15 protein-coding genes are annotated in these 15,513 nt (G+C 59.1%); 13 read left to right on the top strand and 2 right to left on the bottom strand.

Features of this window, described 5'->3' with window-relative positions:
- Positions 1-159: 159 nt before the first annotated feature.
- Entirely contained in the window at positions 160-1,389 is a 1,230-nt protein-coding gene (gene serA, locus KW839_RS09295) for a phosphoglycerate dehydrogenase (protein WP_060543974.1), read from the top strand.
- Between the two features lie 61 nt (positions 1,390-1,450).
- Here the strand turns inward: serA and KW839_RS09290 are convergent, their stop codons facing one another.
- Positions 1,451-1,876 carry a DUF4399 domain-containing protein gene (locus KW839_RS09290; RefSeq protein WP_060543973.1) on the bottom strand — a complete coding sequence of 142 codons (426 nt, stop codon included), beginning with the start codon at positions 1,874-1,876 and terminating at the stop codon, positions 1,451-1,453.
- A gap of 137 nt (positions 1,877-2,013) precedes the next feature.
- On the opposite strand from KW839_RS09290, the gene KW839_RS09285 reads away from it, so the two are divergent.
- Positions 2,014-2,601 (top strand): transporter substrate-binding domain-containing protein, encoded by a 588-nt coding sequence (locus tag KW839_RS09285; RefSeq protein ID WP_060543972.1) that lies wholly within the window; start codon positions 2,014-2,016, stop codon positions 2,599-2,601.
- 64 nt (positions 2,602-2,665) lie between these two features.
- Here the strand turns inward: KW839_RS09285 and epsC are convergent, their stop codons facing one another.
- Positions 2,666-3,592: a serine O-acetyltransferase EpsC gene (gene epsC / locus KW839_RS09280; protein ID WP_060543971.1), complete on the bottom strand. Its 927-nt coding sequence runs from the start codon at positions 3,590-3,592 to the stop codon at positions 2,666-2,668.
- A 190-nt stretch (positions 3,593-3,782) separates the two neighbouring features.
- Here epsC and KW839_RS09275 point away from each other — a divergent pair, with 190 nt between their 5' ends.
- The 11 genes from KW839_RS09275 (at position 3,783) to KW839_RS09225 (ending at position 15,313) form a co-directional block, all read left to right on the top strand.
- The gene (locus KW839_RS09275) at positions 3,783-4,775 is read left to right on the top strand and encodes a D-cysteine desulfhydrase (RefSeq protein WP_060543970.1); all 993 of its coding nucleotides are present in this window, start codon (positions 3,783-3,785) and stop codon (positions 4,773-4,775) included.
- Between the two features lie 274 nt (positions 4,776-5,049).
- The gene (gene tcyJ, locus KW839_RS09270; RefSeq protein ID WP_218424148.1) at positions 5,050-5,850 is read left to right on the top strand and encodes a cystine ABC transporter substrate-binding protein; all 801 of its coding nucleotides are present in this window, start codon (positions 5,050-5,052) and stop codon (positions 5,848-5,850) included.
- A complete protein-coding gene (gene tcyL / locus KW839_RS09265) occupies positions 5,850-6,515 on the top strand; it encodes a cystine ABC transporter permease (protein WP_060543968.1) in 666 nt (221 codons plus the stop codon). Before tcyJ ends, tcyL begins: the two co-directional genes overlap by 1 nt.
- A 4-nt stretch (positions 6,516-6,519) precedes the next feature.
- Positions 6,520-7,275 carry an L-cystine ABC transporter ATP-binding protein TcyN gene (gene tcyN / locus KW839_RS09260; protein WP_060543967.1) on the top strand — a complete coding sequence of 252 codons (756 nt, stop codon included), beginning with the start codon at positions 6,520-6,522 and terminating at the stop codon, positions 7,273-7,275.
- A gap of 472 nt (positions 7,276-7,747) precedes the next feature.
- The gene (locus KW839_RS09255; protein ID WP_060543966.1) at positions 7,748-8,509 is read left to right on the top strand and encodes a hypothetical protein; all 762 of its coding nucleotides are present in this window, start codon (positions 7,748-7,750) and stop codon (positions 8,507-8,509) included.
- A 240-nt stretch (positions 8,510-8,749) separates the two neighbouring features.
- The gene (locus KW839_RS09250; protein WP_218424147.1) at positions 8,750-9,991 is read left to right on the top strand and encodes an SfnB family sulfur acquisition oxidoreductase; all 1,242 of its coding nucleotides are present in this window, start codon (positions 8,750-8,752) and stop codon (positions 9,989-9,991) included.
- Positions 9,992-10,026: 35 nt separating this feature from the next.
- The gene (locus KW839_RS09245) at positions 10,027-11,220 is read left to right on the top strand and encodes an SfnB family sulfur acquisition oxidoreductase (protein WP_218424146.1); all 1,194 of its coding nucleotides are present in this window, start codon (positions 10,027-10,029) and stop codon (positions 11,218-11,220) included.
- Positions 11,220-12,611 (top strand): LLM class flavin-dependent oxidoreductase, encoded by a 1,392-nt coding sequence (locus KW839_RS09240; protein WP_218424145.1) that lies wholly within the window; start codon positions 11,220-11,222, stop codon positions 12,609-12,611. The genes KW839_RS09245 and KW839_RS09240 overlap by 1 nt, the downstream gene beginning before the upstream one ends.
- Before the next feature lie 134 nt (positions 12,612-12,745).
- The gene (locus KW839_RS09235) at positions 12,746-13,555 is read left to right on the top strand and encodes a MetQ/NlpA family ABC transporter substrate-binding protein (RefSeq protein ID WP_218424144.1); all 810 of its coding nucleotides are present in this window, start codon (positions 12,746-12,748) and stop codon (positions 13,553-13,555) included.
- A 2-nt stretch (positions 13,556-13,557) separates the two neighbouring features.
- A complete protein-coding gene (locus KW839_RS09230) occupies positions 13,558-14,679 on the top strand; it encodes a methionine ABC transporter ATP-binding protein (RefSeq protein ID WP_218424143.1) in 1,122 nt (373 codons plus the stop codon).
- Positions 14,669-15,313 (top strand): methionine ABC transporter permease, encoded by a 645-nt coding sequence (locus KW839_RS09225; protein ID WP_060543960.1) that lies wholly within the window; start codon positions 14,669-14,671, stop codon positions 15,311-15,313. The genes KW839_RS09230 and KW839_RS09225 overlap by 11 nt, the downstream gene beginning before the upstream one ends.
- The last annotated feature ends 200 nt before the right edge of the window (positions 15,314-15,513 follow it).

The following is a 15,513-nucleotide window of genomic DNA, read 5'->3' as shown; positions in this document are numbered from 1 at the left end:
CGTCGCAGGAATGAGTGTTTAGCGGGGCGCCTATGCTAGCATACCGACCCCGCAGGGTAGTGCCCAACGGCTGTTCTGCGGTGACGGCTTTCTTGCCGTCCGGGTCAGCGTCTGCTGGCTACTTCCTGCCATTTTTCTCCGGGATACAGGTTTACGCAGATGAGCAAGACTTCTCTCGATAAGAGCAAGATCAAGTTCCTTCTTCTCGAAGGCGTCCACCAATCGGCTGTCGACGTCCTCAAGGCGGCGGGCTACACCAGCATCGAGTACCTCACAGGTTCTCTGCCGGAAGCCCAGCTCAAGGAAAAGATCGCTGATGCGCACTTCATCGGCATTCGCTCCCGCACTCAACTGACCGAAGAAATCTTCGATCACGCGAAGAAGCTGGTGGCTGTCGGCTGTTTCTGCATCGGTACCAACCAGGTCGACCTGGGCGCGGCGCGCGAACGCGGTATCGCCGTGTTCAACGCCCCGTACTCCAACACCCGTTCCGTTGCCGAACTGGTGCTGGCCGAAGCGATCCTGTTGCTGCGCGGTATCCCTGAGAAGAACGCCTCCTGCCACCGTGGCGGCTGGATCAAGAGCGCGGCCAACTCCTTCGAAATCCGCGGCAAGAAGCTGGGTATCGTCGGCTACGGCTCGATCGGTACTCAACTGTCGGTCCTGGCAGAAGGCCTGGGCATGCAGGTGTACTTCTACGACACCGTGACCAAGCTGCCACTGGGTAACGCCACCCAGGTCGGCAACCTGCACGAGCTGTTGGGCATGTCCGACATCGTGACCCTGCACGTTCCGGAAACCGCTGCGACCCAGTGGATGATCGGCGAGAAGGAAATCCGCGCCATCAAGAAAGGCGGCATCCTGATCAACGCCGCGCGCGGCACCGTGGTCGAGCTGGACCACCTGGCAGCAGCGATCAAGGACAAACACCTGATCGGCGCCGCCATCGACGTATTCCCGGTGGAGCCACGCTCCAACGACGAAGAGTTCGAAAGCCCGCTGCGTGGCCTGGACAACGTGATCCTGACCCCGCACATCGGCGGCTCCACCGCTGAAGCCCAGGCCAACATCGGTCTGGAAGTGGCGGAAAAACTGGTCAAGTACAGCGACAACGGTACCTCGGTGTCGTCGGTGAACTTCCCGGAAGTGGCACTGCCGGCTCACCCTGGCAAGCACCGCCTGTTGCACATCCACGAAAACATCCCGGGTGTGATGAGCGAGATCAACAAGGTCTTCGCCGAAAACGGCATCAACATCTCCGGTCAGTTCCTGCAGACCAACGAGAAAGTCGGCTACGTGGTCATCGACGTAGACGCCGAGTATTCGGAGCTGGCGCAAGAGAAGCTGCAACACGTCAACGGTACCATCCGTAGCCGGGTGTTGTTCTGATTGCGATTTGAGCGATAAAAAAGGGAGCCTTCTGGCTCCCTTTTTCATGTGCGCTGCAACGTCATTTAACGTTTACAGTGATTTTTTCAGAGACGATCGGCGGATCGAACGGCAGATGGTTGCGGTCGCCCAGTTCCAGTTGCAAGGTGTGCTTGCCCGGCGTCAGCGTGATTTCAGCCTGGGTCTGCGCCTTGCCGAAGTGCAAATGATTGGCATCGTTCGGAATCGGCTGACCGGCCGCAGGCAATTCGTCGACATCGATCAGCAAGTGATGGTGGCCGGTGTTCTTGGTGGGATCACCCGCTGGTGCCAGCGCAATGTCCTTTACGGCGAATTTGACGACGACAGTCTGCGGTACCGTCGCACCGTCCGCAGGCGCAACGATGGACACTTCAGCCCCCTCGGGGGCCTGGGTCGCCGCACTGGCCAATACCGAAACACCCATCAGCAGGCCAGCCATGGCCGAACGTGACATAAAGCTTTTCATTATCTTCTCCAGTTTTTTTCCGTAAAATCCGTGTGGTCATCACAACTTAATGACCATTTGTTGTCGAAGGCACTCGACAACCATAGCAAAGCGAGCCTGAATCAATGGGTCTCGATAATAATTTCAAAGGAGTGACCATGCGATTTCTGCCTGGCCTGATCTGCCTGCTACCCCTTTTGAGCCCATTGGCTCATGCCGAACTGATTGACGACGTCAACGACCGAGGCGAACTGCGCATTGCCGTTGAAGCCGATACCCCGCCTTTCAGTTTCAAGGAAGACGGCAAACTCACCGGATTCGAAGTCGAGCTCGGTCAACTGCTGGCCAGCGAACTGGATGTGCGGGCTGACTTTGTCGTCACCGACGGCAGCGACCTGTTGACCGGGGTCGAAAGTGGCAAGTACGACGTCGCCCTCAATCACATATCACAGACCCCACAACTCAAGGATCGTTTCGACTTCAGCGAACCTTATAGTCAGGTCAATGAGCAAATGTTGGCGAATAAGGACGAACAACCACGGCCGCTGGTATTGGTGCAGGCACTGACCGAAGAAAAACCCAAGGTCGGGCTGCCGGTGGACCTGGTGATTCCATTCCAGAAAGGCAATCCGGCTTTCCATGCCAGCCTGGAACATGCGCTACAGCGCATCAAGGACGACGGGCGACTGCAGGCCCTGTCGCAGAAGTGGCTGAGTGGCGAGGCGAGTCTGGCGCCGAAGCCCTGACCCGCGCAGCCCCCGGCGTGGACCATGTCGAGATGCGCCGGGGCCGTTGAAAAGAAATCGGGGCTTATTTCTGCGCCCCATCGTCATGCTGCAGGTTTGCCTGAGTCAGGTTGCTGCCCGCCGGCACGCTGCGGGTCAGCCAGACGTTACCGCCGATGGTCGAGCCCTTGCCAATGGTGATCCGCCCCAGAATCGTCGCCCCGGCATAGATCACCACATCATCCTCGACAATCGGATGGCGAGGCTGGCCCTTCTGCAACTGACCGTCTTCATCTGCCGGAAAACGCTTGGCGCCCAGAGTGACCGCCTGATAAATCCGCACGCGCTCGCCAATGATTGCCGTCTCGCCGATCACCACGCCGGTACCGTGGTCGATGAAGAAGCTGCGGCCGATCTGCGCGCCGGGGTGAATATCGATGCCGGTTGCCGAGTGCGCGATTTCCGCACTGATCCGCGCCAGTAACGGCAACCCGGCCCGATATAAATGATGAGCCAGACGATGGTGAATCACCGCCAGAATCCCCGGGTAGCACAACAGCACTTCATCAACGCTGCGCGCCGCCGGGTCACCGTGATAGGCCGCCAACACGTCGGTGTCCAACAGGCTGCGCAACCCGGGCAGGGCGAGAGCGAAGTCCTGGATGATCTGGATGGTTTTGGCCTCGACTTCAGTCTCGACCTCGGCGCTGTGCCGCGCTGCATAGCGCAACTCGAGCCGTGCTTGGGCAAGCAAGGCATTCAACGCCACATCAAGGGTGTGGCCGACGTAGAAATCTTCACTCTCCTCACGCAGGTCCACCGGCCCCAGACGCATCGGGAACAACGCACCGCACAAGGCTTCGAGAATTTCCGCCATGGCCGCTCGGGAAGGCAGCTCGCGACCACCCTGCTCACCGCTGGCCCGGCCGTTTTGCGCACGCCACTGTTCACGTGCGGTGCGCAGTTGGCTGACGATGGTCTGCAATTGCCAATGGCTGGAACGCTCACTCACGGTAAAAACTCCTTTAGGGCGGCCGGACTGTCTGGCCACGCTGTCGGCGCTTACTTTACGGCAAGGGCTGTCGAGCAAATTAAGAACCAATTGTGCTGTGTTCAGTACGATTGGCTATAAGCGATTGGCGGTTGCCCCGAGATAGGGGCGTGCCTATAGTCCTGACATCTTCCACCGCCAGTACGGACCCATGATTAAACAACAGCTTGCCCGTTTTCACCGTCTCGACCTGCTCGGTCAGCCTACCGCCCTGGAAAAACTCGAACGCCTGTCGACCTGGCTTGGCCGGGACCTGTATGTCAAACGCGATGATCTGACGCCGTTGGCCATGGGTGGCAACAAGCTGCGCAAACTCGAATATCTTGCCGCCGACGCTCTGGCCCAAGGCGCCGATACGCTGATCACCGCCGGCGCGCTGCAATCAAACCATGTACGCCAGACTGCCGCGATTGCGGCCAAGCTGGGTCTGAGCTGTGTGGCGCTATTGGAAAACCCGTTGGGTACTGACGACAGCAATTACACCGGCAACGGCAACCGGCTGTTGTTGGACCTGTTCGATGCGAAGGTCGAACTGGTGGAAAATCTCGACAACGCCGACGAACAATTGCATGCCCTGGCTGCCCGCTTGCGCAACAACGGCAAGAAGCCTTATCTGGTGCCGATCGGTGGCTCGAACGCACTCGGTGCCTTGGGTTACGTGCGCGCCGGGCTGGAACTGGCCGAGCAGATCAAGAACACCGGCCTGAACTTCGCCGCCGTGGTCCTGGCCTCTGGCAGCGCCGGAACCCACAGCGGTCTGGCACTGGCCCTGAGCGAAGCGCTGCCGGACCTGCCGGTGATCGGTGTGACGGTTTCTCGCAGTGAAGAGGATCAGCGACCCAAGGTTCAAGGCCTTGCCGAACGTACCGCAGAGCTGCTGGGTGTAGCCCTGCCGGCAGCTTTCAAGGTTGAGCTCTGGGACGAATATTTCGGCCCCCGTTACGGTGAGCCGAATGCCGGCACACTGGCGGCGGTGAAGCTCATGGCCAGTCAGGAAGGCCTGTTGCTCGACCCGGTCTACACTGGCAAGGCCATGGCGGGATTACTGGATGGAATTGGTCGCCAGCGTTTCAATGAGGGCCCGATTATCTTCCTGCACACCGGTGGGGCACCGGCGTTGTTTGCCTACAAGGATTTTATGTAAGCGCAAGATCGCAGCCTGCGGCAGCTCCTACAGAGTACGCCGATCCTTGTGTAGGAGCTGCCGGAGGCTGCGATCTCTCCCATGCCTCACCAATATTCATTTATGGAATATAAAAAATCATATTTACCATTTTCCAATCTAACGGTGCCGTCATATAGTCACACCGCAGGCGAATTTGTCGAGAGACGCTAACGTTCCTTTAAGGCACGATGTCGCAGTCGAAATTTGCCAACTTTCCTTAAGCGTCTTCCATAAGAAAACACAGGGGCTTGTCATGAATTTTTCCGCACTACGTCGCAATCTGCTGGTGGGTACGCTGGGCCTGGCTCTGAGCGCCGGCCTGATTGGCCAGGCAGTTGCCGGTGAGCAATTGCAAAAAATCAAAGACGCTGGCGTGATCAACGTCGGCCTGGAAGGCACCTACCCACCGTTCAGTTTCGTCGACGCCGACGGCAAGCTGGCCGGCTTCGAAGTCGAGTTCTCCGAAGCCCTGGCCAAAGAGCTGGGCGTGAAGGTGAAACTGCAGCCAACCAAATGGGACGGCATTCTCGCGGCACTGGAATCCAAGCGTCTGGACGCGGTGATCAACCAGGTGACCATATCTGAAGAACGCAAGAAGAAGTACGACTTCTCCGAGCCGTACACCGTTTCCGGTATTCAGGCGCTGGTGCTGACGAAGAAGGCCGCCGAGCTGAACATCAAGTCCGCCGCTGACCTGTCTGGCAAAAAAGTCGGCGTAGGCCTGGGCACCAACTACGAAGAGTGGGTGAAAGCCAATGTGCCGACCGCTGACATCCGCACCTACGAAGATGATCCGACCAAGTTCCAGGACCTGCGTGTCGGTCGTATCGACGCCATTCTGATCGACCGCCTCGCGGCGCTGGAATACGCCAAGAAGGCCAAGGACACCACCGCCGCCGGTGATGCGTTCTCCCGTCAGGAAGCCGGCATCGCCCTGCGCAAAGGCGAGCCTGAACTGCTGGCCGCAGTGAACAAGGCAATCGACAAGCTGCGTGCCGACGGCACCCTGAAAAAGCTCTCGGAAAAATACTTTAACGCAGACGTCACTCAATAATGGAAGCAGCTTTTCAACTTGCGCTGGACTCCGCGCCCTTTCTGCTCAAGGGCGCGTATTACACAGTGATCTTGAGCCTGGGAGGGATGTTCTTCGGCCTGCTGATGGGCTTCGGCCTCGCGTTGATGCGCCTGTCGCGCTTCAAACTGGTGAGCTGGATCGCCCGCATCTACGTGTCGTTCTTTCGCGGCACGCCGTTGCTGGTGCAACTGTTCGTGATCTATTACGGCTTGCCGCAATTGGGAGTGGAACTTGATCCGCTGCCAGCAGCCCTGATCGGCTTTTCGCTGAACATGGCCGCTTACGCCTGTGAAATCCTTCGCGCCGCGATCAGCTCGATCGAGCGTGGCCAGTGGGAAGCTGCTGCGAGCATCGGCATGACCCGTGCCCAGACCCTGCGTCGGGCCATCCTGCCACAAGCGATGCGCACGGCGCTGCCGCCGCTGGGCAACAGCTTCATTTCGCTGGTCAAGGACACCGCGCTGGCCGCTACCATCCAGGTACCGGAGCTGTTCCGCCAGGCGCAATTGATCACCGCCCGCACCTTCGAAATTTTCACCATGTATCTTGCCGCCGCACTGATCTACTGGGTTCTGGCTACGGTGCTGTCGCACCTGCAGAATCAGTTGGAAGCGCGGGTCAACCGGCATGACCAGGAGTCCTGACCCGATGATTGTCGTGGAAAAACTGACAAAGCAGTTCAAGGGTCAAGTCGTGCTCAACGGCATCGATCTAGAGGTCAAGGAAGGCGAGGTGGTGGCGATTATCGGCCCCAGTGGTTCCGGCAAGACCACCTTCCTGCGCTGCCTGAATTTTCTGGAGGAGCCCACCAGCGGCCGGATCAAGGTCGGTGACATCGAGATCGATGGCAGCCGCCCCCTGAACCAGCAACAGGGCCTGGTGCGACGCTTGCGCCAGCACGTGGGCTTCGTGTTCCAGAACTTCAACCTGTTCCCCCATCGCACTGCGCTGGAAAATGTCATTGAAGGCCCGATCATCGTGAAGAAGATCGGGCAAGACGAGGCCGTGACCCTGGGCAAAAAACTGTTGGCCAAGGTTGGCCTGGCGGGCAAGGAGGACGCTTACCCGCGACGCCTCTCCGGTGGCCAGCAACAGCGCGTGGCAATTGCCCGGGCGCTGGCGATGGAACCGGAAGTGATCCTGTTCGATGAACCGACCTCGGCGCTTGATCCGGAATTGGTAGGCGAAGTTCTTGCGACCATTCGCGGCCTGGCCGAAGAAAAGCGCACCATGGTGATCGTCACTCACGAAATGGGTTTTGCCCGGGATGTGGCCAATCGCGTGGTGTTTTTCGACAAGGGTGTGATCGTCGAGCAAGGTGAAGCCAAGGCGCTGTTTGCCAACCCGAAAGAAGAGCGAACGAAACAATTTCTCAGCAAGTTTCTGAACAACAGCCACAACTAATACACACTCGCAATAATTGCTAACTTCCACGGACGGAAGTTACAACCCTCTTCAACCATACCATTCACACACAATTAAACCGCACAAACAACAGGCAACTTTTTGTCAGCGTGCGCGGTACATATATATGTTCGGCAGTGTTTTTCCTGAACGCCAGCTGTCGTTGAAACGTCCTGCCTGCGCTTCGTAAAAGTTGGCGCCCGCCCTGATACACAACGGCCTGCCTGGAATAGTTCGACGCTTCGCTAGAGTTTATTAACTCCGCCTCGTAGGAACTTTCTGAATAACTTAATAGTTAGCGCCAAACTAACAAACCCTATTGACACCTATTGAAGCGCACCTTTATCTAGTCTCCAAACGCGTCAATCATCACGCTCATCATTATTTCAACTCAAAGTAATGAACGGTATTGCTGTTCGAAACTCTCGTTCTTGCGAAACGGACTTCGATGCAAAACCCCAAGGAGACTCCCATGACCAGCAGCTCGAACAAAACCAGGCTTGCAGCGCCAACCCTGGCGCAATCACACAAGACCGTCATCAACACCACCATGGCCGCACACCTGATGATCGACGTGCCGCCCTATCCCTCAATGGATGAAGGCGACCTGATCGAATTGTTCTGGGACAACTGCTACGTGGCCTCCAGAGTGCTCGCCGGCCAGGACATCGGTCACCCGGTTCAACTGCGCGTCCCGGAAAGCTTCATCGTCTCTGGCACCTCTCGAATTCACTACCGGGTCATGCAGATCGGTCTGGGACCTTCGGTATCGGCTGCAAGGCAGGTGCAGATCAAACTCGACTGCCCCGGCGGCCAACCTTCGGCGCTGTACGGTGATGAAAACCAGAGCCTGGCGCCGTTGACGATCCCCGAAATGATCCGCCGCCAGGGGGTCAATCCGAATCAGATCAAGCGCGGTGTTCCATTGACCATCGAGCCCTACCTGAACATGGCCATCGACGACGAAATCACCCTGCGCTGGGGCGATGTGCGCATGGACCTGCCACGCCTGAAGGCGGGCGATGTGGACCAGCCGATTCAGGTTTGGGTACCACCGGCAGTCATCCTCGAAGCCGGTGAAGACCTGCGACTTGAAGTGACTTACTGCATCCTCGACCGCGTGGGCAATAACTCACGCTGGGCGCCGCCAAGAACGCTGAAAATCGGCTGCAGTCCTTGGCTGCACGTCCCGAAGAAAATACCTTTCAGGGCCGCAGAGTCCTTCCAGCGATGACACCGGAAGGCCTCGTGCCCCCCGCGAGGCATGAAGGCCTCCTTCTATCCATATTCCTAAAAGTTAGTTTATAAAAAATTTATACACGTTTAGGGTATATAAACCGGACCACCGGACATTCTTGATTTCGTTCGTCGCACAACGCGACGACGCCATGAGATGAGAGGTAGGTATGGTCCGGAACACAATCACCCCAGTGCAGATCGCCAGGGCATTGCGTGCAGCCAAGGAGCGGCACTGATGTCCAGTCTGGCAGATGCAATCGTCCACAGTGATCTGGACATCGCCCCGCTGTTGTTGCCCGCACAAGTCTTGCGCAACGATGCCCAGGCGCTCAAGGCCGCCCATGAGCTGGCGCAGGTTGCCCGCCAGCAAGCGGCAAAACGCGACCAGCAGCGCAAGTTGCCGTGGTCAGAAATCGAACAGTTCACCCGCAGCGGCCTGGGCAGTATTTCCATTCCCCGTGAGTATGGGGGGCCGCAGGTTTCGTTCGTCACCCTGGCTGAGGTCTTCGCGATCATTTCCGCGGCCGACCCGGCATTGGGGCAGATCCCGCAAAACCAGTTCGGCATTCTCAATCTGCTGCTAGGCAGTGCCACCGAAACGCAGAAAAAACAGCTGTTCAAAAGCGTGCTGGATGGCTGGCGAATCGGCAACGCAGGCCCTGAACGCGGCAGCAAAAATACCCTGGAACTCAAGGCCCGGATCACCGCCGACGGCGATGGTTTCATCCTGAACGGGCAGAAGTTCTATTCCACCGGCGCGCTGTTCGCCCATTGGGTCGCGGTCAAGGCGCTGAACGATGACGGCAAACAAGTGCTGGCTTTCATCCGTCGCGGCACCCCGGGATTGCGCATTGTCGATGACTGGTCGGGCTTCGGTCAGCGCACCACTGCCAGCGGCACCATTTTGCTCAACAACGTGCGGGTCGATGCCGAACTGGTTGTGGATAACTGGAAAATCAACGACTCGCCGAACATCCAGGGCGCGGTCTCGCAGTTGATCCAGGCCGCTATCGACGCCGGCATCGCCCGAGGCGCCATCGACGACGCCATCGACTTCGTGAAAACCCGCGCCCGGCCGTGGATCGATGCCAATGTCGAGCGAGCCAGCGATGACCTGTATGTGATTGCCGACATCGGCAAACTGAAAATCGAGTTGCACGCCGCCGAAGCGCTGTTGCGCAAGGCCGGGCAGGTGCTCGATCAGGTCAGCGCTTCGCCGCTCACCGTCGACTCCGCCGCCAGCGCCTCGATTGCCGTGGCTGAAGCCAAAGTGCTGACCACCGAGATCTCGTTGCTGGCCAGCGAGAAGCTGTTCGAACTGGCCGGCAGCCGCGCCACCCTCGCCGAATTCAACCTCGATCGCCACTGGCGTAACGCCCGGGTGCACACGCTGCACGACCCGGTGCGCTGGAAGTATCACGCGGTCGGCACCTACCGCCTGAACGGCACCCTGCCCGCTCGCCACTCCTGGATTTAACCAGAACACTTTTGACCAGATCTCTGGAGAAGCACATGACAAGTTCTCACCACGTCGCGGTCATCACCAGCGATGAGCAAGCCCTGATCGTCGCCAGCGATCTGGCCGAAGATTTCAAACGCGACAGCGCCCTGCGCGACCGCGAACGCCGGTTGCCGCACCCGGAACTGGAGGTGTTTTCCCGTTCAGGCCTGTGGGGCATCAGCGTGCCAAAAGAATACGGTGGCGCCGGTGTTTCCAATGTCACGCTGGCCAAGGTCATCGCGCTGATTGCCCAGGCCGATGGCTCGCTCGGGCAAATTCCGCAGAACCATTTCTATGCACTGGAAGTGCTGCGGGTCAATGGCAGCGCCGATCAGAAAAAACGCCTTTATGAAGAAGTTTTGGCTGGGCAACGCTTTGGCAATGCCCTGGCCGAACTCGGCACCAAAACCGCTCACGACCGCGTCACAAGCCTGACCCGCGACGCCAGCGGCTATCGCATCAACGGTCGCAAGTTCTACGCCACGGGGGCTATTTACGCCCAGCGCATCCCCACATCAGTGGTGGATGAACACGGCGTGCAGCAATTGGCGTTTGTCCCGCGCAACAGCAAAGGCCTGACTGTAATCGACGACTGGAGCGGTTTCGGTCAGCGCACCACCGGCAGTGGCTCGGTAGTGTTCGAGGATGTTTACGTTGCCGCGCAAGACGTGATCCCGTTCCAGAGCGCCTTCGAGCGCCCGACCCCGGTCGGCCCGCTCGCGCAGATCCTCCACGCGGCCATCGACACCGGTATCGCCCGCGCGGCCTACGAAGATGCGCTGCATTTTGTGCGGACCAAAACCCGCCCATGGATCGACGCCACCCACGACAAAGCCAGCGAAGACCCACTGACGCTCAAGAGCTTCGGCCACCTGAGCATTCGCCTGCACGCCGCCGAGGCACTGCTGGAACGCGCCGGTGAGTTGCTCGACAACGCCCAGGCCGACACCCATGCCGAATCCGTCGCCGCTGCTTCAATAGCGGTAGCCGAAGCCCGAGCCATCAGCACCGAGATCTCCCTTGCCGCCGGCAGCACCTTGTTTGAACTGGCCGGCAGCCAGGCGACCCTGATCGAACACGGTCTTGATCGTCACTGGCGCAACGCCCGCGTGCATACCCTGCACGACCCGGTACGCTGGAAGTATCACGCCGTCGGCAACTACTACCTCAACGATGAAAACCCGCCACTGCGGGGGACCATCTGATGGGGAAAAAGAAAATCCTGCTCAATGCCTTCAACATGAACTGCATCGGGCACATCAACCACGGTCTGTGGACGCACCCGCGCGATACCTCGACCCGCTACAACACCATCGAATACTGGACCGAACTGGCGCAACTGCTCGAGCGCGGGTTGTTCGATGGCTTGTTCATCGCCGACATAGTCGGCGTCTACGACGTGTACCAGAACTCAGTGGACGTGCCGCTCAAAGAGTCGATCCAGCTGCCGGTCAACGATCCCTTGCTGCTGGTTTCGGCCATGGCGGCGGTGACGAAAAACCTTGGCTTCGGCCTCACCGCCAACCTCACCTACGAGCCGCCGTATCTGTTCGCCCGGCGCATGTCTACCCTGGACCACCTGAGCCGTGGCCGGGTCGGCTGGAACATCGTCACCGGCTACCTCGACAGTGCCGCCAAGGCCATGGGCCTGCGCGAACAGGTCGAGCACGACCGGCGTTACGACCAGGCCGACGAGTACCTGCAGGTGCTCTACAAACTCTGGGAAGGCAGCTGGGAAAGCGGCGCGGTGTTGAACGATCCGCAGCGGCGGATCTACGCCCAACCGGAAAAAGTGCACAAGGTCGAACACAAGGGCGAGTTTTATCAGGTCGAGGGCTACCACCTCTGCGAGCCGTCGCCACAACGCACGCCGGTGCTGTTCCAGGCCGGCAGCTCGGATCGCGGTTTGCTGTTCGCCGGGTGCCACGCCGAGTGCGTGTTCATCAGCGGCCAGACCAAAGCGTCGACCAAGGTGCAGGTGGACAAGGTTCGCGCCAGTGCCGTCGAGGCGGGACGCAATGCGGATGACATCAAGGTGTTCATGGGCCTGAACGTGATCGTCGGCGCCACGCCAGAGCTGGCGTGGGCCAAGCACGCCGAATACCTGAGCTACGCCAGCGCAGAGGCCGGCGTCGCACATTTCTCGGCCTCAACCGGGATCGACTTTTCCGAATACGCCATCGACGAGCCGATCCAGTACGTCAAGAGCAATGCCATCCAGTCCGCCACCAAGCACCTGCAAAACAACGACTGGACCCGGCGCAAGCTGCTTGAACAACACGCCCTCGGCGGCCGCTACATCACCGTGGTCGGCTCACCTGAACAGGTGGCTGACGAACTAGAATCGTGGATCGCCGAAACCGGCCTCGACGGCTTCAACCTGACCCGCATCGTTACCCCGGAAAGTTATGAGGATTTCATCGAGCTGGTGATACCGGAACTGCAACGGCGTGGATCGTACAAGACCGCTTACGACAGCGGCACCTTGCGCGAAAAGCTGTTTCAGCAAAAGGCGCTTTTACCTGAACAACATACCGGCTCTCACTACCGACACCAACGCTGTGGCGAGGGGGCTTGCCCCCGTTCGACTGCGTAGCAGTCGCAAGCCTGCATACCCGTTTTACCTGCCACACCCATGAATGCCTTTGGGGTCGCTTCACAGCCCAACGGGGGCAAGCCCCCTCGCCACAAAATGCGTGCCCATATAAACGAACTGACTGGAAAAACATCATGACCAAGAACTACCTCTCTCAACCAGTCAAAGCACTGGCCCTGGCCCTCGGCCTCTTCAGCTCGGTGACCTTTGCCGCCGACGCACCACTGAAAATCGGCACCACCGCGGCCTTCGCCATTCCTCTGGAGGCCGCCGTAGAAGAGGCCGGTAAACAAGGCCTGAAAGTCGAACTCGTCGAGTTCACCGACTGGATCGCCCCCAACGTCAGCCTCGCCGCCGGCGACATCGACGTGAACTACTTCCAGCACATCCCGTTCCTGGAAAACGCCAAAGCCGCCTCCGGTTTTGAGCTGGTGCCGTTCGCACCGGGGATCATCAACAACGTCGGCCTCTACTCGAAGAAATACAAAAGCTTCGATGAGCTACCCGAAGGCGCCAGCGTTGCCATCGCCAATGACCCGATCAACAGCGGTCGCGGTTTGCAGCTGCTGGCCAAGGCCGGCTTGATCACCCTCAAGCCGGGTGTTGGCTACAAAGCCACCGAAGAGGACATCATCGCCAACCCGAAAAAGATAAAAATCCTGCAGGTCGAAGCCGTGCAACTGGTGCGTGCCTATGACGATGCCGACCTGGTCCAGGGCTACCCCGCTTACATCCGCCTGTCGAAGACCTTCGACGCCGGCTCTGCCCTGCTGTTCGATGGCCTGGATCACAAGGAGTACGTGATCCAGTTCGTGATCCAGCCGAAAAGCAAAACCGACCCGCGCCTGATCAAATTCGTCGACATCTACCAGCACTCGCCGGCCGTTCGTGCCGCGCTGGATAAAGCTCACGGCAAGCTGTACCAGGCCGGTTGGGAAAGCTGAGCATGAGCGCTGCCATCCAACGGCGACTGGAAATTCCGGAGCCCCACAACGCGGACCACACCGAACTGCACCCGCAGCTCAACCGGGCTCATGTGCGCTTCATCGGCCTGGGCAAAACCTACAACGGCCAGCAGGGGCCGGTGGCAGCCCTGCACGGCATCGACCTGGCGATCCAGCGCGGTGAAGTGTTCGGCATCATCGGTCGCAGCGGTGCCGGCAAGTCTTCGCTGATCCGCACCATCAATCGCCTCGAACAACCGAGCAGCGGCCGGGTGCTGATCGATCAGGTCGACATCGGCGAGTTCGATGAGGACCGCCTGGTAGCACTGCGTCGGCGCATCGGCATGATCTTTCAGCACTTCAACCTGATGTCTGCCAAGACGGTCTGGCAGAACGTCGAGTTACCACTGAAAGTCGCCGGTGTGCCCAAGGATAAACGCGAGCAGAAAGTCCGCGAACTGCTGGAACTGGTGGGCCTGCAAGCCAAACACAAGGCTTACCCTGCGCAGTTGTCCGGCGGCCAGAAACAGCGCGTCGGCATCGCTCGTGCGCTGGTACACGCCCCCGAGATTCTGCTGTGTGACGAGGCGACTTCAGCGCTGGACCCGGAGACCACGCAATCGATTCTCGGCCTGCTGCGCGAGATTAATAAGCGCCTGGGCCTGACCATCGTGCTGATCACCCACGAGATGGCGGTAATCCGCGACATTTGCGATCGCGTAGTGGTGTTGGAGCACGGGCGCATCGTCGAGCAAGGGCCGGTGTGGGAAGTGTTCGGCAACCCGCAGCATGAGGTCAGCAAGACATTGTTGGCGCCGTTGCAACACGCATTGCCGGAAGAACTGCAAAGTCGTCTTCAGGCTCAACCACAGTCTACGGACGCTGCCTTGGTGCTGCGTTTGCAATTCACTGGCAGTGCAACGGACGAGCCGGATCTGGCAGCGCTGTTCGCAGCACTCGGCGGTCGCGTGCGCTTGTTGCAGGGCGGCGTGGAACGGATTCAGGGCCATGCGCTCGGTCAATTGCTGCTGGCGGTGAGCGGCTCGGCGCTCGGCGCGGCAGAGTTGCGTCAGCGCGCCGGCAAATGGGCACAACAAGCAGAGGTGCTGGGTTATGTGGTTTGATCGCTTGCTGCAAGGTTTCATCGATACGTTTTTGATGGTCGGAGTTTCATCACTGATCGCGCTGCTGGCGGGCATACCGATGGCCGTGATCCTGGTCACCAGCGACAAGGGCGGCATCTACCAGGCCCCGGCGCTGAACCGCGTGCTGGGCGCTTTCGTGAACCTGTTTCGCTCGATACCTTTTCTGATCCTGATGGTGGCCTTGATTCCATTCACGCGTCTGATCGTGGGCACCACTTACGGCGTCTGGGCAGCCGTGGTGCCGCTGACCATCGCGGCGACGCCGTTCTTTGCGCGGATTGCTGAAGTGAGTTTGCGTGAAGTCGACCATGGGTTGGTCGAAGCGGCGCAAGCCATGGGCTGCCGGCGCTGGCACATCGTCTGGCATGTGCTGTTGCCTGAGGCGCTGCCGGGGATCGTCGGTGGTTTCACGATAACGCTGGTGACGATGATCAACTCATCGGCCATGGCCGGGGCGATTGGTGCCGGTGGGCTGGGGGACATTGCGTATCGGTATGGGTACCAGCGGTTTGATAGCCAGATCATGTTGACAGTGATTGTGTTGCTGGTGGTGTTGGTGGCGATTATTCAACTGGGTGGGGATCGCTTGGCTCGGGGGTTGAACAAGCGATAAGTGATGATGGAAAAGCGATATTTCGCACAGGGAATTCAGCCTTTCCGAAGGCCAATTCGCTTTCCTTTGCAGGACGTTTCCTAGATCATTTCGCTCGCTTGCGCCTGTCAAATCGTGTGGCTAGTCTCGGTCAGTCACTGCTCATCAGTGATCGGGTTTAGTAGCCCGGATCAATAGGTGCATAGCGTTTTCATGTTCAT

The organism is Pseudomonas sp. PDM31 (assembly GCF_019218965.1).
In the GTDB taxonomy this organism is placed as follows: Bacteria; Pseudomonadota; Gammaproteobacteria; order Pseudomonadales; family Pseudomonadaceae; genus Aquipseudomonas.
The sequence above is the reverse complement of the archived record's forward strand: the minus strand, read 5'-3'. Positions and strand labels throughout refer to the sequence as shown.